Genomic DNA, 19,136 nt, shown 5'->3' on the forward strand with positions numbered 1-19,136 from the left:
ATGAAACCATTTGATGTATACCCATTATACGATGTGACTCCTGTTTCGGCAAAAGGAATCGTAGTCACCGACGACCAGGGGCACGAGTATCTCGATTTTTATGGTGGTCACGCCGTGATTTCCATCGGACATTCACATCCGCACTACATAAAACGATTAAAAGACCAATTAGATCGCATTGGGTTTTACAGCAATTCAATACAGAATCCGTTACAAGTGGAACTCGCCGAGAAACTGGGAAAACTTTCCGATTGCGAAGACTACAACCTCTTTCTATGTAATTCAGGAGCAGAAGCCAATGAAAATGCGTTGAAGTTGGCCTCGTTCCAAACGGGTAAATCACAGGTTATCGCATTCAAAAATGGATTCCATGGCAGAACATCGGCAGCAGTTGCCGCTACCGATAATGCAAGTATCAATGCCCCAATCAACAAACAACAAAAGGTTACTTTCTTGTCGTTCAATGATGTCGAAGCCTTTCAAAACGAAATTGAAAAAGGCGATGTTTGCGCGGTTATTATTGAGACCATTCAAGGCGTGGGCGGATTAGACGAACCTTCAACGGAATTCTACCAAATGGTGGCGACCCAATGCAAAGACCACGGGGCACTCCTTATTGCCGATGAAGTCCAGTGTGGATTTGGGAGAAGCGGGAAATTCTTTGCCTACCAGCATCACGGGATCAAACCCGATATCATCACTATTGCCAAAGGTATGGGCAACGGTTTTCCGGTAGGGGGCGTCCTCATTCACGAAAGCATAAAGGCCGTTTACGGCATGTTGGGAACTACCTTTGGCGGCAACCATTTGGCTTGTGCGGCTACAATTGCTGTTTTAGAAGTAATTGAAAAAGAACAGCTGCTGGAAAACGCCACAAAGTTAGGCGAACGATTTGAAAAGATGGCCGCTGAAATTCCCCAAGTACAACGGGTGAAAGGCAGGGGTCTGATGCTCGGACTAGAATTTAATTTTGAAGTGGCCGATTTAAGAAAACGCCTGATTCATAATCAACATATTTTTACCGGTGGCGCCAAGGACAAAAAAGTACTGCGGTTCTTACCGGCTCTAAATATTACCGAAGCCCATTTAGATACTTTCTTTAAAGCATTACAAAAAGAATTGTCATGAGTTTATTTTTAAATATTGCCCAACGAAATGCCGTACTTCAGACTATGGCAGAATTGATAAATACAAACCGAACGGCAATTTTAAAGGCCAATAAAAAAGATATGGATGCCTACCATGGTGAAGATATCGCCATGCGTGATCGCTTGGTGGTAAATGACACTAAAATCGAAGGCATGATCGAATCATTGGTACACTTGGCCAATCAAGAGGACCCGTTGGGGGTAGAGCGGTTTCAATTCACCCATGAGAACGGCATGCAAGTGAGTAACAAAACGGCACCTTTTGGTACAGTATTGATTATTTACGAATCTCGCCCTGATGTTACTATCGAAGCAGCGGGGATAGCTTTTAAATCTGGAAACAAAATATTATTAAAAGGGGGCAAAGAATCGATACAGAGCAATTTGGCCTTGGTCAAATTATGGCACCACGCCCTAAGGGAAAACCAAGTGTCGAACGAATGGGTCACGTATTTACAATTCGACAGAAAACAGACGCAGGCCTATTTGGAAAAACCCGATCAGAAAGTAGACTTAATAGTGCCCCGTGGTGGAGAAAGACTGATTGCCTTTGTAAAACAACACGCTACCTGTCCGGTAATCGTTAGCGGCCGTGGCAATAATTTTGTCTTTGTCGATAAAGATGCCGACCAAGAAATGGCGCTGGAAATTATTATCAATGCCAAAACTACAAAAATATCGGCCTGTAACGCTTTGGATAAGGTTTTGATAGATGATAACCTTCCTGAACGGGAAAAATTTACCCAGCAACTCATTTCCAAATTAAAAGAAAGTGATGTCGAAATATTGGTCGATCAAGCCGTTTCGGGCTTTGAAGGCACTTCGAAAATTACAGATGAAGCCATTTGGTTCGAGGAGTTTTTAGACTATAAAATCGTTTTGGGGGGGGTAAAAAACCTCGAGGAGACCGTAGCCAAAATAAATCGTTATGGAGGAGGGCATTCCGCATCCATCATTACAAAAAACGAAGAAATCGCCGATGCATTTATGAACAACGTCGATACTGCCGCAGTCTATCATAACGCATCGACACGTTTTACCGATGGCGGTCAATTTGGCTTGGGGGGAGAACTTGCCATAAGTACCGACAAATTACACCAAAGAGGACCAATTGGTCTTCAACACCTAGTGACCAATAAGTGGTATGTGAAAGGGAACGGACAAATAAGGTAATCTAAAAAATCACTTTATTTCTGTCGACTGCTGATCTGCAGAATTTTAAAAATCGCAGGTCAAAACATTGAAAAAATGCAAAAAAAGAAAATACTTTTAAAAATTGGATCCAATACCTTGACCAAGGAAACGGATCAGATTTCCAGAGGAAAAATAGAAGACATCGGCCGTCAAATTGCCGCACTTAAAGACAGTTATGATATTATAATCGTCAGTTCTGGCGCTATTGCAGCTGCCAAACAATTCGTAAAATTAGAACATAATGGTGCAGAAATCAATGTAAAACAGGCACTAGCCGCTATTGGTCAACCCCATTTGATGCGCATTTATCAGGAAAATTTCAGGGAACTTGGTTTATTCACGTCACAATGTCTTCTTTCGTATTCCGATTTTGAAAACCCTATTGCCAAGGCAAACATTAAAAACACCATTAACGTTTTGGTCGCCAATAACGTAATCCCCATCATTAATGAAAATGATACGGTTGCTGCCGATGAAATCCAATTTGGGGATAATGATAAATTAGCGGCCCTTACAGCTGCTTTGTTACAAGTAGACCTTCTTATCGTGGCCACAAACACCGATGGCATTTACACCAAAGTTTCTATCGAAAACAATGATCCTAAAACGATAACCTCGGTTTCCGGGCTAGAAAATTTGCGACAGGAAATTAGCAGTGTCAAATCATCACACGGTACTGGAGGGATGCACTCAAAAATCGAAGCTGCCACTATAGCACAAAATGTTGGCATTGAAACCTGGATTGTCAACGGATTAAAGGACAATTTTCTGATCGACGCCCTTAATGGTATTGGCAACCATACCAAAATAAAAAGCTAGCCGCCAAATAAACTTATATTTTTAAACCATGAAACAGTACTTCTCCATAAACGATATAGATTCACTTCCCCAATGGGTCGAAGAAGCCAGAGCTTTAAAAAGCGACCCAAGACAATTGGAAGCCCTGGGCAAAGGAAAGACCATCGGGCTATTATTTTTCAATAACAGCCTGCGCACCCGATTAAGCACGCAAAAAGCGGCCATGAATTTAGGCATGGAAGTCATTGTAATGAATTTTGGAAGTGAGGGCTGGGCGCTTGAATATGAAGATGGCACTATAATGAACCAAGGCACTTCAGAACATATAAAGGAAGCCGCACAAGTAATCTCACAATATTGTGATGTGGTAGCAATCAGGGCTTTTGCTTCTTTGGTAAACAAAGAAAAAGACGAGGCCGAATTGGTACTCAACGGTTTTAGACAATATGCCTCCGTACCCATTATTAATATGGAAAGTTCGGTGGGCCACCCGTTGCAGGCTTTGGCCGATGCCATAACCCTTGCCGAACAAAATACCAAGCCAAAACCTAAAGTAGTACTTTCTTGGGCACCGCACCCCAAGGCATTGCCCCACGCCGTAGCCAATTCCTTTGTGGAAATGATGCAACTTCAAGATGCCGATTTTGTAATCACACATCCGAAAGGATATGATCTAGACAAAAGAATTACCAAGGATGTTAAAATCGAATACGATCAAAATAAAGCATTGGAAGATGCCGATTTTGTTTATGTAAAAAACTGGAGTAGCTATTCCGACTACGGACAAGTCTTGAATCAAGAAGCGGATTGGATGATGACCAAATCGAAACTGGGTCATGCCAAGTTCATGCATTGTCTACCCGTACGACGTAATGTAGTGGTGGAAGATGCCGTATTAGACAGCGACCAATCACTGGCCATCGAACAGGCAAATAACCGAACCTACGCCGCACAAGTGGTCTTAAAGAAGATTTTGACCGGGGCCGATACACTTGAAAACAAAACTCCCGATTGATAAAACCACACAGAACTAAATGTCACAAGAATTAAGAAATAAGGTTTGCATTGTTACCGGAGCTACGGGCGGAATGGGAAAAGCCATATCTGAGAAGTTCGCGGCAGCAGGGGCCAAACTAATTCTTTCAGGTCAATCCAGTGACAAGGGGAGTACTTTGGAAAAGCAATTGAAGAATTCAATTTTTATTCAAGGTGATATTAGTAAAGCAGAAACCAATGAAAAACTAGTTCAAGCTGCGGTAGATAACTTTGGTAAACTCGACATTCTTTCGATCAATGCCGGTATTTTAGGGTTAGGGAATGTGGTCGACCTCGCTATTTCATCATGGCAACGTACATTAGATACGAATCTTAGTGCTATTTTCTATTTAACCAAATACGCCATTCCCCATCTTTTACAAAGTACTGACGCCAACATCTTGATCAATGCCTCGATAGCGGCCTTTAAGAGTTTTCCGAACCACCCCGCCTATTGCGCCTCAAAAGCAGGGTCGGTAGCCCTAATGAAACAACTGGCCGTGGAGTATGCACCAACAATACGGGTAAACGCCCTTTGTCCAGGGCCTGTAGATACCCCATTATTGCACGATTCGGCACAAGCATTCAAAAATCCGGATAGTGCGGTTGAAAATGCGAAAGAAACGACACTTTTAAAACGTTTGGGCATGCCTAATGATATTGCAAAACTGGCACTTTTTATGGTCTCGAATGATTCCTCATGGATGACCGGAAGTACCATAAATATTGACGGAGGCATTCTAAACGCATGATATTATGACGATTGAAAATGGCCAAAAAAAATAAATTTAACCTAAAATGAAACCAAAATTATCCATCGTAAAAATTGGGGGAAACGTCATTGAGAAAAAGACGGAATTATCGAAATTTCTCACTATTTTTTCCAAAATCGAAGGTCAAAAAATTCTGGTCCATGGCGGCGGAAAATTGGCCACCGAACTGGGCAAGAAATTAGGTATTGAATCTCAACTCGTAGGTGGTAGGCGCATTACCGATGCCCAAAGCCTTGATCTTATAACCATGGTTTACGGAGGCTTGGTCAATAAAAAAATTGTTGCCGAACTTCAAGCTAACAACTGTAATGCCATTGGTCTCTCGGGGGCCGATGCAAATACAATACAGGCGCATAAAAGACCTGTCAATGAAGTTGATTTTGGCTTTGTAGGCGATGTCGATTCGATTAACGGAACTACTGTTCATCATTTGCTGGAAGCCAACTTGACACCGGTTTTTTGCGCCATAACCCACGACCAAAACGGACAATTATTTAACACCAACGCCGATACCATTGCTTCCGAAATTGCCATTGGCATGAGCGAATTCTATGAAACAACTTTAAACTATTGTTTCGAAAAGAAAGGGGTTTTAAAAGATGTCAACGATGATGATTCCGTTATAAAAAACATCAATGCGGTATCCTATAAAACATTATTAGCACAAAAAATAATTGCCGATGGCATGCTTCCTAAACTTGAGAATTGTTTTAATGCCCTAAAAAGAAATGTACATCAGGTCTGTATCGGAAATACTTCGATGTTGGCACCCGAAGCCCAATTATTCACTACAATAACCTTATAATGGAACAGCGAGTACTTACCGAAAAAGCCATCGATTTACTGAAGTCCCTTATTTCGATTCAATCTTTTTCATCCGAAGAAGACAAAACTGCGGATACCATTGAAAATTGGTTCAAGTCGTTCAATATCCCCTTTAAACGCGAAAATAATAACATCTACGCCTTTAATAAATATTATGATGAGAACAAGCCCACGTTGCTGCTCAATTCACATCACGATACGGTAAAACCGAATACGGCCTATACCAAGGATCCATTTCATCCGCATATCGAAGATGGAAAACTATTCGGGCTCGGTAGTAATGATGCCGGCGGACCTTTGGTTTCGCTTATTGCAACTTTTACCCATTTTTATGAGGCCGAAGATTTAAACCACAACATCATCATTGTGGCTTCGGCAGAGGAAGAAAGCTCAGGGCCCAAGGGCCTGAACAGTATGTTGGCGATACTTCCTAAAATCGATGTCGCCATCGTAGGCGAGCCTACAGTAATGAAACTCGCCATTGCCGAAAAAGGACTGGTGGTTTTTGAGGCCGCTGTAAAAGGCACCCCTTCGCATGCGGCCCATCCGAACGATAATAACGCGATTTACAATACGATTGAAGTTTTGGATTGGTTCAAAAATTACAAGTTCAAAAAAGTTTCTGAAGTACTTGGGGAAGTAAAATTAACGGTCACGCAAATTAATGGTGGCGAACAGCACAATGTGGTGCCGGCACAAGTAAATCTGGTTATCGATGTTCGGGTCAATGATAAATACTCCAACAAAGAGATTAGGGATATCTTGCAAAAGGAAGCCCCATGCGAACTTAAACCCCGTTCGCTGCGCTTAAATTCATCGGCTATCGACAAGAACCATCCATTGGTACAATCGGGGATTGCTCTTGGAAGGGAAACCTACGGTTCGCCTACACTTTCGGATCAAGCGGCCTTAAACTGTCAATCGCTGAAATTAGGACCTGGCGATAGTACCCGTTCACACTCCGCCAACGAATTTATATATGTAAAGGAAATCGAAGAAGGTATTGATTTGTATATTAAAATTTTGAAGGGATTTTTGCAATAAAAAATTAACAGTATACAATGAACAATTGGTAATTGTTCATTGATAAATGTAAACCGAAATTTATGAAACTCTGGGACAAAGGCTTTAGCACCGATAAAAAAATAGATCATTTTACAGTAGGCAATGATCGCGAATTGGATTTGCTGTTGGCAAAATACGATGTATTAGCTTCTAAGGCCCATGCCAAAATGCTGGGCAAAATAGGATTGCTTACGGAGGCCGAAACCGAAGCTTTGGTATCTGAACTGGACAACATTGGTACATCTATCGAAGCGGGAACTTTTATCATTGAAGATTCGTTCGAGGATATGCACTCCAAAATCGAATTTTTGTTAACCGAGAAGTTGGGCGATACCGGAAAAAAAATACATACCTCCCGATCGCGAAACGATCAAGTTTTGGTGGCTATGCACCTCTATCTCAAAGAGGAACTCACAGAAATAAAATCGCAGACGAAGGCATTGTTCGACTTACTCCTAGAGTTAGCGGAAAAGCACAAAGACGTTATGCTGCCCGGTTACACACATTTACAGATTGCGATGCCTTCGTCGTTCGGACTATGGTTCTCGGCCTATGCCGAAAGTTTGATAGACGACCTCTATTTTGTCGAAGCAGCGCTTAAAGTCGCTGATCAGAACCCATTGGGCAGTGCCGCGGGTTACGGAAGTTCTTTCCCAATCGACAGAAATTTTACTACTCAGGAAATGGGTTTTGAAACACTCAAATACAATGTCGTTGCCGCCCAAATGGGGCGTGGCAAAGTAGAAAAAGCAGCTGCCTTTGGCATGAGCAGTCTGGCCGCTACCCTATCAAAAATGGCCATGGACATCTGTCTGTATATGAGCCAGAATTTTGATTTTATTTCTTTTCCCGACGAATTGACTACGGGGAGTAGTATTATGCCACATAAAAAGAATCCCGATGTTTTTGAATTGGTACGTGGCAAATGCAACAAACTTCAAAGCATCCCCAATCAATTGACCTTGATTATCAACAACCTACCTAGCGGGTATCACCGTGATCTACAATTGGTAAAAGAGGTGATTGTGCCTGCCTTGCAAGACATGAAAGCCTGCCTCGAAATTTTGACCTTTAGTTTGGCCGAAATTCGTGTGAACCCAAGTATTTTGGAAGATCCCAAATACGACTACCTCTTTAGCGTAGACACACTAAACGAATTGGTTCTATCAGGAATGCCCTTTCGCGATGCCTATAAAAAAATGGGGCAAGAAATTCAAGCAGGTACGTTTAACCCCAAACGAGATATCAAACACACCCATGAGGGGAGCCTAGGTAATTTGTGTTTGAAGGAGATTCGGAAGAAGATGGATAAAATTGATTAAATTGATTGCATATTGATTCTATTTGCGGGATATCATCAATGATGTTATTCAATTGTTGTGCAACATTTTGACAAAAATTATAGCCTTTAGTGGAAATAGAAAAAATTAAGACAAAAACTGCCCGCCATTATCAGCGAATAGCTAATTTAATAAATTACAATGTGGATTTCATTAATTGATTTCCGTTAGAGAATGCCATATTGAACTAAACCGGTCTTCAGCTCTGTTGTTTCCTCTGGGGGTTGGGATGAGCGAGGAGAAAAAAAATCATAAAACCGCCCAAATCGAACTTTTTCGAGGAGGTTGCATTGAAGGCAACTCCTACCTCCCGGCTATCGGAAAGGGAGGTGTCCCGACATTTTCTTCAGGACGGAGGGTTATACTCTTAAAATTCGCTTCTATCAACTAAACTCCCCGACCTTGCTTGTCAGCAAGGCCATCCCTCTTTTAATAAAGAGGGGAGCCTCCTAGATTACACATTTTGTTAAAAAATCGAATCGAGGGTAGCTCCTCCTTTTTCGAAGGGAGGTGGATTCACCGTAGGGTTATATTTAAATTATCTATAGTCGGGGTAAAAACAAACTGCCTTTTCTCCTGACTGTAACGCCAAGATTCATTCCCTTCTTTAAAGAAAATAGGAGAGCACACAAATAGGGCATTTGACCAAAAAATCGAATTTTGCAGCGTTCTAAAGCGATTAAAGATATACTTCCTTAAGATTCGCTGTAAAATTCAAAAAACTCCTAAAAAGACAAAACCGATACGAATATCGGTCTTAAGGCTGCTAACTCAAACAAAATTGTAATCTGAACACCACAAAAATGGCATTTTCATTGACCAATACAGTTATCTTATGCTTATGATAAGGTTACTATAAAAGTTCTTCCAACATTTATTTGATGCCGATCTTATAAAGATAAAAGGGCTATCAATCGTAGGTTTCGGTTTTTGTATGATTATTTCGACCATTGCCATCACCAATACAATTTTAACATTCCATTGAATCATTAACCATGTAAGCCCTAAAAAGAGTTAATATATTATTTACAAATAATGCAATATCATGTGTTTCAACAGAAAGTTTAGAATATGTTTGTAGGGTTAGGCTTGCATATATCATTCAAATCACCAATTACCATTACATGAAAACATTAGACTATTCCCTTTTCAACATACTCTTTGCCCTTTCAATCTCTTATTTTTCTAGCACAAATCTTTCTGCTCAGCAAAAGCGCATTACCAATACTTCAGAATCACGTACATCGCAAGCAAACTTTAATCCTGAATACGAAAAAATTAAATCAAGAGTAAGTTATGTCCCGGGAATTAAAGTTATCAGGGGAGAAACCCAAGTAATTGTTCCAGAGCATAAAAGCTTTTGCCCCGCTGGCAGCGTTTTCAAATACAATAATGGTGACATTCATGTTTTTGATAGACGATCAAATAATGGCGGAAAAACATGGCAACAAGCCGAGCATATACTGGAAAATTCGACCTATCAATATCCTCAACCTGATGGTGAAGTGGTTATGTTCCGTTCACAAAATGCAGCCGGCGGTTCTTCAAGCGCGGGCCGACCAGAAATTTCGCTTCAAAAAACGGATACGAAAGGCGTTTTTGAAGCTGACTTTTTTCGTTCCAACGACAATGGAATTACAAGAGAAGCAGATCCTGCCAAAATATTCTTACCAGAAGCATTAAGTCATTTGATTGGTGTTTTATGCCGTAAAATTGTTAGACTGAAAGACGGAAGCCTGTTAGTAAGTATGTATGGCAGAGATCCAAAAGGTAATAATATTGAAAAACAATTTCGTACCATTGCTTTACGATCTAAAGATCGAGGTAAGACATGGCACTACCTATCAACAATTGCATTTGATGGAAAAGAAGATGTTCGAGGGGAAGGCTTCGACGAGGCATCGCTCTTAGTTCTCGACAATGGCAAAATTCTTAGCTTTATGAGATCAGGTGCTAGCTACCAAGCGTCATTGGGCAGCTTTAATAATAACGACTGGGATACAAAAATGCCCTTCGGTTATGGTAAGCAGACCCCGATTTATATGAGTACCTCAAATGATGGTGGAAATAATTGGAGCACTGCAGATCCGATTACGACCCATGGTGTCTGGCCTGATGCACTTCAATTGGAGAACGGTATCATCGCCCTCAGCTATGGTCGACCCGGAAATTGGCTTATGTTCAACGATAACAAAAGTGAAAGTTGGGGCCCAATTATCCCATTCTACAATGATATTTATCCCCCTGATTGTGGTAATTATTTTTCCATAGAAGAGGTTGCCCCAAATATTCTGTTAGTTGTTTATCCGCGAACAAACCCTAATGACCATTGGAAAAGTGAACTTGTTGGCACATTTTTTCAAGTGAAGGACGTAGTAGAATAGCCCATAATTTTTTAAATAAAGAACTTTAAAGTTTGCATCGATGTAAAATAATGCCATTCTCAAAAACTCCTAAAAAGACAAAACCGATACGAATATCGGTCTTAAGGCTGCTAACTCAAACAAACTGTAATTTGAACACCACAAAAATGGTTAATTTCTGCGTGAATCAGGTAAAGCAATGATTACCCTTACGTTATATAAATGTGGAAAGACGATGTAAGTACCTACTCCTTTATCGATACGACTGCAAAACATCATGGATAAATGTCATCTTATCAATAACCGGGGTCGAAATTACAAAGGGGTATACATCGGGAATACCCATGGATCGATTGACACTATTCAATGCAGAAAATAAAGGAATACATAAATCTACAACCTTTTTAAAATCTTGTTCTTGATATGGGTCGAACACGGCATTCATTTCTAAACTGTTGTCACTACTTAACCTTGGGTTGACGCCAATTCCATAAAAATAAGCAGTTTCGGTAGTATCCATTAAATGCAGGTAGTGTGCCCAAGTTTCCGCCCAGTCTTCCCACGGGTGAGATGAGGCATATTCACTTATAAAGCTATTTCGCCAATTATTCGCTGGGCCATTGTTATAATAGCGGTCGAGGGCATTGGCATACGATTCTCTTTCATCACCAAAAACAGTTCTAAAATTATGGAGTAAATTATGGTTGTTTCGAATCAGGCGATCCCAGTAGTAATGCCCGACCTCATGCCTAAAATGACCGATCAGTGTTCGATATTTTTCTGACATTTTCATTTTCATCTGCTCTCGCAGTACACTATCGGCCTCCGACACCAAAATAGTAATAACGCCATTGGCATGCCCAGTCATGGGTTTATTCTTGGTTTCATCAACATCTTCCTTCGAAACAAAATCGAAACATAACCCACGGTCACTAAACTGTTGTTTACTTTCAATAGGTAAATTAAGCCGACGCAACTGAAAAATAAGCCTATGCTTGGCAATTTCAAGTTTTTCCCACTTTTTTCGATTTTTATCCACACCCAAGTTTGGTATAGTTCTATTGAGGAAACATGCAGAACACAAACCGCCCGAAACATTGTCTATCGGAACCAACCAATTACAGAGTTGGTATTGATTGTTCGCACAATATTTAAAAACGGCGTTGTTCTCTTGAGAAAGAGACCATTGATTCAAAGTAGGTGCCAAAGCAATAAGATCTAGTTTACTTTCTAAAAACCCTAATAGATGGCCACAACTTTCACAGGTATTATTTTCAAAAAAAACCGGACTTGAGCAATGCTGACATTGAAATAATTTCATCGCAACGTGTAAATAGGATACTATTTTTCAAAAAATGGCCTTTGGCCTTGTTACTTGATCATTCCCAAATTAATGACCTCTTGCTCGGTCAAATAGCGCCAGTGCCCTCGTGGTAAGTCTTTTTTAGTCAAACTGGCGTACACAACCCTATCCAACTTAACGACTTCATATTCCAAAGCCTTAAAAATACGACGAACGATATCGTTTCGTGTACTTAAAATCTCCATACCCACTTGGTTTTTTGCCGCATTATCAACATAACTGACATCAGCAACCTTGACCATTTTATCATCTACCAGAATACCTTCTTGTATTTTCTTTAAATCGGCACTTCGCAAGTGTTTGTTCAACTCGATGTGATAGATTTTTCGCAATCCGTTTTTAGGGCTATTTAGTCGCTTGGTCAGTTCCCCATCATTTGTAAAGAGTAAAAGCCCCGTGGTTTCCTTACCCAATTTGCCCACAGGGTTCAAGGTAGATTTTGATGCCTTTGAAATTAGTCCCACGGCACTTCTTCTGCCTTGCTCATCTCGAGTCGTGGTCACAAAATCTTTTGGTTTATTCAGTAGTACGTATTCCTTCTTTTCAGGATTCAACAAACGACCGTCAAACTTAACCTCATCGGTCAATTTTACCTTATAGCCCATTTCGGTAATAGGTTTGCCGTTTACCGTGATGTTTCCTGCGGTGATATATATATCGGCATCCCTGCGGGAACACACCCCTGAATTGGCCACATACTTGTTCAATCGAATCAAGCCGGTGTCTTTTTGTTTTTGGGGAGCAGATTGCTGCGAATCATTTCTCTTTTTTATGGGAGCATTCCCCCTGGCATAACTTTTCTTTCGAAATGTTCCCCCCTGTCTTCCTGATGCCCGCTTATCTCCACCCTTCGAATCTGACCTGTTCATGATTATAACTTTTACGCAAAGATACGTATCGCCATGGTATAACCTATTGACTTAAGCATTTATATGGTCGAATTCCCCAAATACTACAACGCATAAAGTTACGCTTCAAACTCAAAGGTTTTATGACCTTTGAATGGAAAATTAGGGTATCATCAAAAACGTATTCCAAAACTATTTCGGCCTCCCGGAAGTATGGCAAGCCACGTTTGTATCACAGCAACCGCTTTGGCAGACATTAAATAATCGACTATAAAATACGATTAAGCACTAAATCTACATTAATCAATAGTATGCTAAAAACTCCGACCACGATAATCAACTTTAAAATATTATGAAGACCAACATAATGTAATTTCGTTTTGGCCTTCCATAACATAATCAAAAATAGTACTAACAAAAAAATGCATCCTATAAAATAGAGGTACATATAACCTACATCGAAATAATTGATCAATAATAGTGATGGCAATAAGGTCAATAAAATCAATACACTGATACAACGTTTTGAAAATCGCACTCCGTATAAAACAGGAATGGTTTTATAATTCTGTGCCAAATCCCCGGCAATATTCTCTAGGTCTTTAATCATTTCACGTACCAAAATCAATAAAAAAAGAAACATGGCATGTACAAAAATGACCGTAGCAAAATTTTTATAATGAACAAATACCGCAAAAAACGGAGCAATAGCCAAGATAGCGGACACCACATTACCGATAAAAGCTATTCTTTTTAGCTTATGTGAATACAGCCAAATTCCGAAAATATAAATTGAAAAAAATAGTACAGCTCTAAAGGAAACATAGCTCGCGGCAAAAACGGCTAAAAAATTAAGAACAAAGTAGGTCGAGAGTTTAAAGCGCTGGCTCACCAATCGATCCAACATGCTTTTTGTAGGCTTATTGATCAGGTCTTTTTCCGCATCATAAAAATTATTAATGATATACCCACCCGCAATAACCAATGCCGATGCGAGTACGATAGCAAATAAGTTGAAATCAAAAACGACCTCTCGCAAAGGCAGGTCAGGAGCTAAAATGTAAATCGATGCCAAGTATTGGGCTGCAACGATCATTAAAATGTTGTACCCCCGTACCACAGAAAACAGACTCAATAACTTTAAAAGCAAGAGTTTGTTTTTTCTACTGAACATTATAAGTATATGGGTACTGACTAAAAGTTATATACGACTTCTAAATTATAATCTTTCAAGGCTTTCTTAGCCTTATCGATATCTTCGGTAAAACCCAAAATATAACCGCCGCCACCCGATCCACAGAGTTTTAGATAATAATCGTTTGATTCGATACCTTGTTTCCATAGTTGATGGAACTTTACTGGAATCATAGGTTTGAAATTATCCAAGACCACATGGGAAAGCTGTTTCAGGTTGCCAAAAAGTGACTTGACGTTGCCATTTACAAAATCTTCAACACAGGCATCGGTATGTTTAATGAATTGATTCTTCAACATATTGCGAAAACCCTCATGTTTCATCTTCTCCATGAACAATTGTACCATAGGCGCTGTTTCGCCTGTTGAACCGCTATCTAATAAGAAGACGGCCCCTTTGCCTTCACTATTTTGCGAAGGTATGCTAGTTGATTCAATATTATCTTTGGAGTTTATAAGAATCGGCAAACTCAAATAACTGTTCAAGGGATCAAGTCCCGAAGATTTGCCATGAAAGAAAGATTCCATTTTACCAAAAATCAATTTCAGTTTTAAAAGCTTTTCACGGGTAAGGTTTTCTAAAATAGTGATTTTATCCTCCGCATATTTATCATAAATCGCGGCGACTAAAGCCCCGCTGCTTCCAACCCCATAACCTTGAGGAATCGAACTGTCAAAATACATTCCCCCATCAACATCATTGCGTAGGCTCTCAAAATTAAAAGAGACCATTTTGGGGTACTTATGGTGTAGGTCTTCAAGATAATTCACAAACTTCCGCAAATGTCCATTGGATTCAATGGCAATTTTAGAAGGATTCTCATCTGTCTTTAAAGCTCCTTTAAAAAAATTATAGGGAATGGATAATCCTTTGGAATCTTTGATGATGCCATATTCTCCAAATAGGAGAATTTTAGAATAAAACAGGGGTCCTTTCATAATTTATCGTTGATCCGGGAAAGTTAGTATAACGTTGCTTTGACGTTATTATGACAAAAAGTTACATTTTTTTCGCCCCAAATCCAATTTTGTCGCAAAGATACTGCTGGTTTTCACAATATGCAACTAGTTCGTTTTTAATAAATTGAAGGGTTATATCCTTTTCATGTTCGGGATATAGCACATGCACGTTGGCCCCCGCATCCAATGTAAAACAGACATGGGCTTTATTTGCCTCACGAAACGCCCATATCTTATTGATGATTTCCAATGTGTTGGGTTTCATTAAAATAAAATATGGGTGACTTGTCATCATCATGGCGTGCAAGGTTAGCGCCTCACTTTCGACAATGGCGATAAATCGGTCCAAATTTCCGTTTGCAAACACTTGTTGCAGCTCAGAAAGGTTGTTATGCGCTTGTTCGAAACGCTGCGTGGCAAAAGGGTGATTATGCATCAGATCATGACCAACCGTACTGCTGACTTGTTTTTGCCCTTTATCTACCAAAAGAATGGTGTCTTGATAATTCTCAAATACGTTGTGAACTTTATAAGGGTACCCGATTCCAAATAGATCGGAGCTTCCTTCGGTATCGTCATGATCCCCCCACTGTACTATAGGCCCTTCAATGCTACGACAAGCACTACCAGACCCCAAACGTGATAAAAAAGAAGCTTTTTTCTTAAAAAACCTAGAGGTCATCGCCGGATTCATTTGGCGATCTAAATCCATTAGGCAAAGTGCCAATGCTGACATTCCCGATGCTGATGAAGCGATGCCACTGCTATGTGGAAATGAATTTGAAGTCTCAATTATAAAATGATAATCCCTTAAAAAAGGAAGGTATTTTTCCACTCTTGCGAAAAAAGTCTCAATTTTAGGTTCAAAATCCTTTTTGGGGTTGCCTTCAAAAAACAGCTCGAAAGAAAAAGGGCCTTGACTTTGGGTAAGCTTGGCATAGGAAACCGAGGTTGTCGTGGCAGCAATATCCAAGGTAAAACTTATAGAAGGGTTCGCCGGAATCTGATTTCTCTTCTTACCCCAATATTTAACCAGCGCAATATTGCTAGGTGCGCTCCAAGTTGCCTTTCCACTCTTTATCTGATGCGAATACCCAGAAGGTACAAAGTCATTTTCTGTCATGGGCCGTATAATTTGGGCAAAGATAGTTTTTAACCGCATTTGCTTTCGTGCTAATTAAAATAAATCGCTACTTTAGACAATACATGCCTCATTTTGAAAAAGAAACTATTCTATATCAGTATTGCCGTCGCCGTTTGTTTGGTAATCGGGTTTCTATCGAGTTTCGCAGTACACAGTTCAGTAAATGATTGGTATGAAGCGCTCGATAAGCCGAGTTATAACCCCCCAAACTGGATTTTCGCACCCGTATGGATAACTTTATATATCATGATGGGTATTGCCGCTGGAATCGTTTGGGCGAGAGGATTTTATCATATCTGGGTAAAAACGGCCCTTTACCATTTTTGTTTTCAATTACTGCTTAATGCCTCGTGGAGCATCGTATTCTTTGGCTTTAAAGCTCCTTTTCTGGCCTTGCTGGTCATTGTCATGTTACTGATTCTTGTTCTCTTGACCATAAGATGGTTCAAGGTGGTAAATACCACAGCAGCCTATTTGCTCATCCCCTATTTTTTCTGGGTTTGTTTTGCTACTATTCTCAACTATAAAATTTGGGCATTGAATTCTTAAAATTGGTCCTTAATCAATTTATGTCTCACAATTGAGCTCAATTTCACTTCTGATAAATTGATTTATTTCCCATTGATCGGCTAAAAGGTTGTTCGTATGTGGTAAATATTGGGCATACGGATAGGGACCATATTCCGGAGTAATGGATATAAAAGAACGCCCTTGCGCAGCTGCGTTACCAACCATTCTTTTCCACCATGCTTTGAATTGTATTAATTCGGCAGCGTATCGAGCCTCTCTAGGATCTATCACCTGAGCACTTTGCGTTGAACCAACTCTTGCATGAACATGAAAACTATGCGCTATAGCCAGGTCAACCGCTTGCTCTTGGTTTTCTAGCAAAGTTTCGGCGACACAGCACCAATGCGAAAAATCAGATGTTAACTTTAAAGATGGGTATTCCTTCAAAAAAGATTGACATATATGGGCCGCAAAGGAGAATCTAGAACGGTGCGTTTCATGGGTAATGGCTACCCCGGTACTTTGTTCTATCGAAAAGGCCAATTCTATTAACTCGGCATTTTGGGCGAACGAAAAAAAATCCAGTCCCGTATGTGAATTAATAAAAAGCGGTTCAACCTCAGCTAAATTGTAGAGGTGTCTTTCGAATTTTGCTTTATGTTCTGCAAAATTTACATTCTTAGTTTCCCAATGCTGTGCTACTAGTTCTAACCCATGGTCGGCGACCATTTCAACTATTTCTTCTTTTGATTTTTTTTCAAGGGGTAAATCCATTTCTATGCCGGCGTACCCCGCTTTTTTGACTTTTTTCAAAAAATCGTTCAACTCTAAATGTGCGCTGCCCCATAGTGGGTAAATAAATTTCAATTGCATCAGCTGCGTTTCTTTCTTGTACCAGTATGATCCATGCCTTGTTCTCTTTCCAGGGCAATCATTTTTTTTGGACGGAAATTCAATATCAGGGCTCTTCTTTGGCCTGAAGTACTGTTCCCCCTACTAAAGTGCAATGTAAATCCGTCATGAAAAGTACACCCCCCAATAGCCAAGGGTACCGCTACGGCATTCGATGTCTCTGTCTCACAATACAGTGCACCCCCATTAGGCAAATTCTGATGTGCTAAAACCTTTTGGTCCGTTACCGGCAAAAACCACATACAGCCATTCCCTTCAAATACTTTGTCAAGAGCTATCCAACAACTGGCCGCTCTTTTGTCTGGCAAATCGATCCAGTAGGCCGCATCTTGATGCCATGGTGTAGGGGTATCGGTGTGGGGCGCCTTGTTTATCAACATATCGAAGTCCAGTTCCATATCCTCTCCCAAAATAACCTTTACCAAATTCAACGCCTTTTTGTACGCACTATGAGCCAACAATTTTTTCTCGATCGAACTGGGACGCATAATCTGCGTAATGCGTTCGACCTTGTTTTCATCGGTGCTGCCGGCTAGATCACTTCTTAAATGCATCGTTCTCTGCTTATCACTTAATAGCGCATCGTAAACCAACCTAAGTTCATTGGCTTCATCAGAAGAAAGGAAATCATCGAGTTTTGCATAACCTTGTTCGCAGAACTGTTTTCTTAATTCGTTCATAACCCAATTATAAGCTTTATAAGCTACAAAGTTGAAAATTATCAATATACTTGTCTACTAAAATTAAACTACATTACTTTTTTATACAGGATGGGTGAAATCAAGCGGATAGTTTACTACCTACCAGATTATGGCATACCCCGTGGCATCGATTTCGGGTATTACCGTTACACCTCTGTACAGCCTAAACTTGAAACCCATTTGCACTATAATAGCATCGAACTATGCTTTTGTATTAAAGGAAAACAACATTATTTAGTTGGTGACAAACGGTATCAATTGAGTGGGAACGATATTCTGGTTGTACCTCCCAACACCCATCATGGCACTGGAGATTTTCCTGAAGATAAGGGAGAACTATTTTGGCTTCAAATTAACTTAGACAATAATCATGAGACCCTGTGCAACTTAACCTATGACCAAAGCAATATTCTTATGGAAGAACTCTTAAAAACTACTGGAGTTATAATTAAAGGAGCTTTGGATATTAAGGTTTACCTAGAAAAGTTGATAGGGCAATTGGACGACTTTACATCGGTTTTAAACAAAATCAAGGTCAATCACCTCGTTCTTCAAATTTTGCTTGGTACCATTGAATTAAGCGAAAAAAGTCAATCTACTTATCAAAATAAAAGATTAGCCCTTATTGACGAATACATATATCAAAACATGTATCGAACTATTTATGTCGATGAGCTTGCCACCGTCCTTAAGATTTCAACAGGGTATTTCAAGTCTTGGTTTCGAACAAAGGCAGGTGTAACCCCTAAAGAATATGTAAACCGAATTAAAATAGAACATTCTAAGGCCATTCTGCTGAAGAGGCCCACCATAACGGAAGTAGCCTTTGAATTAGGTTTCAGTTCATCGCAGTACTTCGCAACAACTTTTAAAAAATACACGGGTCTTACCCCAAAATCATATATTGGATCAAGACGCTAAGAACGTTACCAAAAATATATTCTAAAAGCACCCCAGGCTGCG

The 19,136-nt window shown here is 40.1% G+C and carries 18 protein-coding genes; 11 read left to right on the forward strand and 7 right to left on the reverse strand.

Annotated elements, in window-relative coordinates:
* From AACZ88_RS04900 to AACZ88_RS04940, 9 genes are all read left to right on the forward strand, one after another.
* A complete protein-coding gene (locus AACZ88_RS04900) occupies nucleotides 1-1,128 on the forward strand; it encodes an aminotransferase class III-fold pyridoxal phosphate-dependent enzyme (protein ID WP_339708202.1) in 1,128 nt (375 codons plus the stop codon).
* Nucleotides 1,125-2,321 (forward strand): glutamate-5-semialdehyde dehydrogenase, encoded by a 1,197-nt coding sequence (locus AACZ88_RS04905; RefSeq protein WP_339707031.1) that lies wholly within the window; start codon nucleotides 1,125-1,127, stop codon nucleotides 2,319-2,321. Before AACZ88_RS04900 ends, AACZ88_RS04905 begins: the two co-directional genes overlap by 4 nt.
* Nucleotides 2,322-2,396: 75 nt before the next feature.
* Nucleotides 2,397-3,161 (forward strand): glutamate 5-kinase, encoded by a 765-nt coding sequence (gene proB, locus AACZ88_RS04910; protein WP_339707034.1) that lies wholly within the window; start codon nucleotides 2,397-2,399, stop codon nucleotides 3,159-3,161.
* Nucleotides 3,162-3,189: 28 nt separating this feature from the next.
* Complete coding sequence (locus AACZ88_RS04915; RefSeq protein WP_339707037.1) at nucleotides 3,190-4,155, forward strand: N-acetylornithine carbamoyltransferase; 966 nt, start codon at nucleotides 3,190-3,192, stop codon at nucleotides 4,153-4,155.
* A 19-nt stretch (nucleotides 4,156-4,174) separates the two neighbouring features.
* Nucleotides 4,175-4,927, forward strand: coding sequence for an SDR family oxidoreductase (locus tag AACZ88_RS04920; RefSeq protein WP_339707040.1), 753 nt, complete (start codon nucleotides 4,175-4,177; stop codon nucleotides 4,925-4,927).
* Between the two features lie 46 nt (nucleotides 4,928-4,973).
* Nucleotides 4,974-5,753 carry an acetylglutamate kinase gene (argB, locus tag AACZ88_RS04925; RefSeq protein ID WP_339707043.1) on the forward strand — a complete coding sequence of 260 codons (780 nt, stop codon included), beginning with the start codon at nucleotides 4,974-4,976 and terminating at the stop codon, nucleotides 5,751-5,753.
* Nucleotides 5,753-6,817, forward strand: coding sequence for a M20 family metallo-hydrolase (locus AACZ88_RS04930; protein ID WP_339707046.1), 1,065 nt, complete (start codon nucleotides 5,753-5,755; stop codon nucleotides 6,815-6,817). Before argB ends, AACZ88_RS04930 begins: the two co-directional genes overlap by 1 nt.
* A gap of 62 nt (nucleotides 6,818-6,879) precedes the next feature.
* Entirely contained in the window at nucleotides 6,880-8,160 is a 1,281-nt protein-coding gene (gene argH / locus AACZ88_RS04935; RefSeq protein ID WP_339707049.1) for an argininosuccinate lyase, read from the forward strand.
* 1,142 nt (nucleotides 8,161-9,302) lie between these two features.
* Nucleotides 9,303-10,562, forward strand: a complete 1,260-nt coding sequence (locus AACZ88_RS04940) for a sialidase family protein (protein WP_339707052.1) — start codon at nucleotides 9,303-9,305, stop codon at nucleotides 10,560-10,562.
* A gap of 232 nt (nucleotides 10,563-10,794) precedes the next feature.
* On the opposite strand, the gene AACZ88_RS04945 is transcribed toward AACZ88_RS04940, so the two are convergent.
* From AACZ88_RS04945 to AACZ88_RS04965, 5 genes are all read right to left on the reverse strand, one after another.
* On the reverse strand, nucleotides 10,795-11,862 hold the full coding sequence (locus AACZ88_RS04945) for a putative zinc-binding metallopeptidase (protein WP_339707055.1): 1,068 nt from the start codon (nucleotides 11,860-11,862) through the stop codon (nucleotides 10,795-10,797).
* A gap of 50 nt (nucleotides 11,863-11,912) precedes the next feature.
* Entirely contained in the window at nucleotides 11,913-12,773 is an 861-nt protein-coding gene (locus AACZ88_RS04950) for a pseudouridine synthase (protein WP_339707058.1), read from the reverse strand.
* A gap of 247 nt (nucleotides 12,774-13,020) precedes the next feature.
* Nucleotides 13,021-13,926 (reverse strand): geranylgeranylglycerol-phosphate geranylgeranyltransferase, encoded by a 906-nt coding sequence (locus tag AACZ88_RS04955; protein WP_339707061.1) that lies wholly within the window; start codon nucleotides 13,924-13,926, stop codon nucleotides 13,021-13,023.
* 20 nt (nucleotides 13,927-13,946) lie between these two features.
* Entirely contained in the window at nucleotides 13,947-14,885 is a 939-nt protein-coding gene (locus AACZ88_RS04960; RefSeq protein WP_339707064.1) for a mevalonate kinase, read from the reverse strand.
* 61 nt (nucleotides 14,886-14,946) lie between these two features.
* Nucleotides 14,947-16,029 carry a diphosphomevalonate decarboxylase gene (locus AACZ88_RS04965; protein ID WP_339707067.1) on the reverse strand — a complete coding sequence of 361 codons (1,083 nt, stop codon included), beginning with the start codon at nucleotides 16,027-16,029 and terminating at the stop codon, nucleotides 14,947-14,949.
* 93 nt (nucleotides 16,030-16,122) lie between these two features.
* On the opposite strand from AACZ88_RS04965, the gene AACZ88_RS04970 reads away from it, so the two are divergent.
* Nucleotides 16,123-16,599 (forward strand): TspO/MBR family protein, encoded by a 477-nt coding sequence (locus AACZ88_RS04970; RefSeq protein ID WP_339707070.1) that lies wholly within the window; start codon nucleotides 16,123-16,125, stop codon nucleotides 16,597-16,599.
* Nucleotides 16,600-16,617: 18 nt separating this feature from the next.
* Here AACZ88_RS04970 and AACZ88_RS04975 read toward each other — a convergent pair whose 3' ends face one another.
* Together AACZ88_RS04975 and AACZ88_RS04980 are read right to left on the reverse strand one after the other, a co-directional pair.
* Nucleotides 16,618-17,433, reverse strand: coding sequence for a sugar phosphate isomerase/epimerase (locus AACZ88_RS04975; RefSeq protein WP_339707073.1), 816 nt, complete (start codon nucleotides 17,431-17,433; stop codon nucleotides 16,618-16,620).
* Nucleotides 17,433-18,152, reverse strand: coding sequence for a phytanoyl-CoA dioxygenase family protein (locus AACZ88_RS04980; protein WP_339707076.1), 720 nt, complete (start codon nucleotides 18,150-18,152; stop codon nucleotides 17,433-17,435). Before AACZ88_RS04980 ends, AACZ88_RS04975 begins: the two co-directional genes overlap by 1 nt.
* A gap of 90 nt (nucleotides 18,153-18,242) precedes the next feature.
* On the opposite strand from AACZ88_RS04980, the gene AACZ88_RS04985 reads away from it, so the two are divergent.
* Nucleotides 18,243-19,094 carry an AraC family transcriptional regulator gene (locus AACZ88_RS04985; RefSeq protein ID WP_339707079.1) on the forward strand — a complete coding sequence of 284 codons (852 nt, stop codon included), beginning with the start codon at nucleotides 18,243-18,245 and terminating at the stop codon, nucleotides 19,092-19,094.
* Nucleotides 19,095-19,136: the final 42 nt, after the last annotated feature.

Source organism: uncultured Kriegella sp. (assembly GCF_963975415.1).
Classification (GTDB): Bacteria; Bacteroidota; Bacteroidia; order Flavobacteriales; family Flavobacteriaceae; genus Kriegella.

What these genes read in the sequence shown, in the direction of transcription:
- AACZ88_RS04950 (WP_339707058.1), bottom strand. Translation starts at nt 12,773, where the DNA reads ATGAACAGGTCAGATTCGAAGGGTGGAGATAAGCGGGCATCAGGAAGA.
- AACZ88_RS04945 (WP_339707055.1), bottom strand. Translation starts at nt 11,862, where the DNA reads ATGAAATTATTTCAATGTCAGCATTGCTCAAGTCCGGTTTTTTTTGAA.
- AACZ88_RS04900 (WP_339708202.1), top strand. Translation starts at nt 1, where the DNA reads ATGAAACCATTTGATGTATACCCATTATACGATGTGACTCCTGTTTCG.
- AACZ88_RS04920 (WP_339707040.1), top strand. Translation starts at nt 4,175, where the DNA reads ATGTCACAAGAATTAAGAAATAAGGTTTGCATTGTTACCGGAGCTACG.
- AACZ88_RS04940 (WP_339707052.1), top strand. Translation starts at nt 9,303, where the DNA reads ATGAAAACATTAGACTATTCCCTTTTCAACATACTCTTTGCCCTTTCA.
- AACZ88_RS04930 (WP_339707046.1), top strand. Translation starts at nt 5,753, where the DNA reads ATGGAACAGCGAGTACTTACCGAAAAAGCCATCGATTTACTGAAGTCC.
- argB (WP_339707043.1), top strand. Translation starts at nt 4,974, where the DNA reads ATGAAACCAAAATTATCCATCGTAAAAATTGGGGGAAACGTCATTGAG.
- AACZ88_RS04975 (WP_339707073.1), bottom strand. Translation starts at nt 17,433, where the DNA reads ATGCAATTGAAATTTATTTACCCACTATGGGGCAGCGCACATTTAGAG.
- AACZ88_RS04955 (WP_339707061.1), bottom strand. Translation starts at nt 13,926, where the DNA reads ATGTTCAGTAGAAAAAACAAACTCTTGCTTTTAAAGTTATTGAGTCTG.
- argH (WP_339707049.1), top strand. Translation starts at nt 6,880, where the DNA reads ATGAAACTCTGGGACAAAGGCTTTAGCACCGATAAAAAAATAGATCAT.
- AACZ88_RS04980 (WP_339707076.1), bottom strand. Translation starts at nt 18,152, where the DNA reads ATGAACGAATTAAGAAAACAGTTCTGCGAACAAGGTTATGCAAAACTC.
- AACZ88_RS04985 (WP_339707079.1), top strand. Translation starts at nt 18,243, where the DNA reads ATGGGTGAAATCAAGCGGATAGTTTACTACCTACCAGATTATGGCATA.
- AACZ88_RS04965 (WP_339707067.1), bottom strand. Translation starts at nt 16,029, where the DNA reads ATGACAGAAAATGACTTTGTACCTTCTGGGTATTCGCATCAGATAAAG.
- AACZ88_RS04960 (WP_339707064.1), bottom strand. Translation starts at nt 14,885, where the DNA reads ATGAAAGGACCCCTGTTTTATTCTAAAATTCTCCTATTTGGAGAATAT.
- proB (WP_339707034.1), top strand. Translation starts at nt 2,397, where the DNA reads ATGCAAAAAAAGAAAATACTTTTAAAAATTGGATCCAATACCTTGACC.
- AACZ88_RS04905 (WP_339707031.1), top strand. Translation starts at nt 1,125, where the DNA reads ATGAGTTTATTTTTAAATATTGCCCAACGAAATGCCGTACTTCAGACT.
- AACZ88_RS04915 (WP_339707037.1), top strand. Translation starts at nt 3,190, where the DNA reads ATGAAACAGTACTTCTCCATAAACGATATAGATTCACTTCCCCAATGG.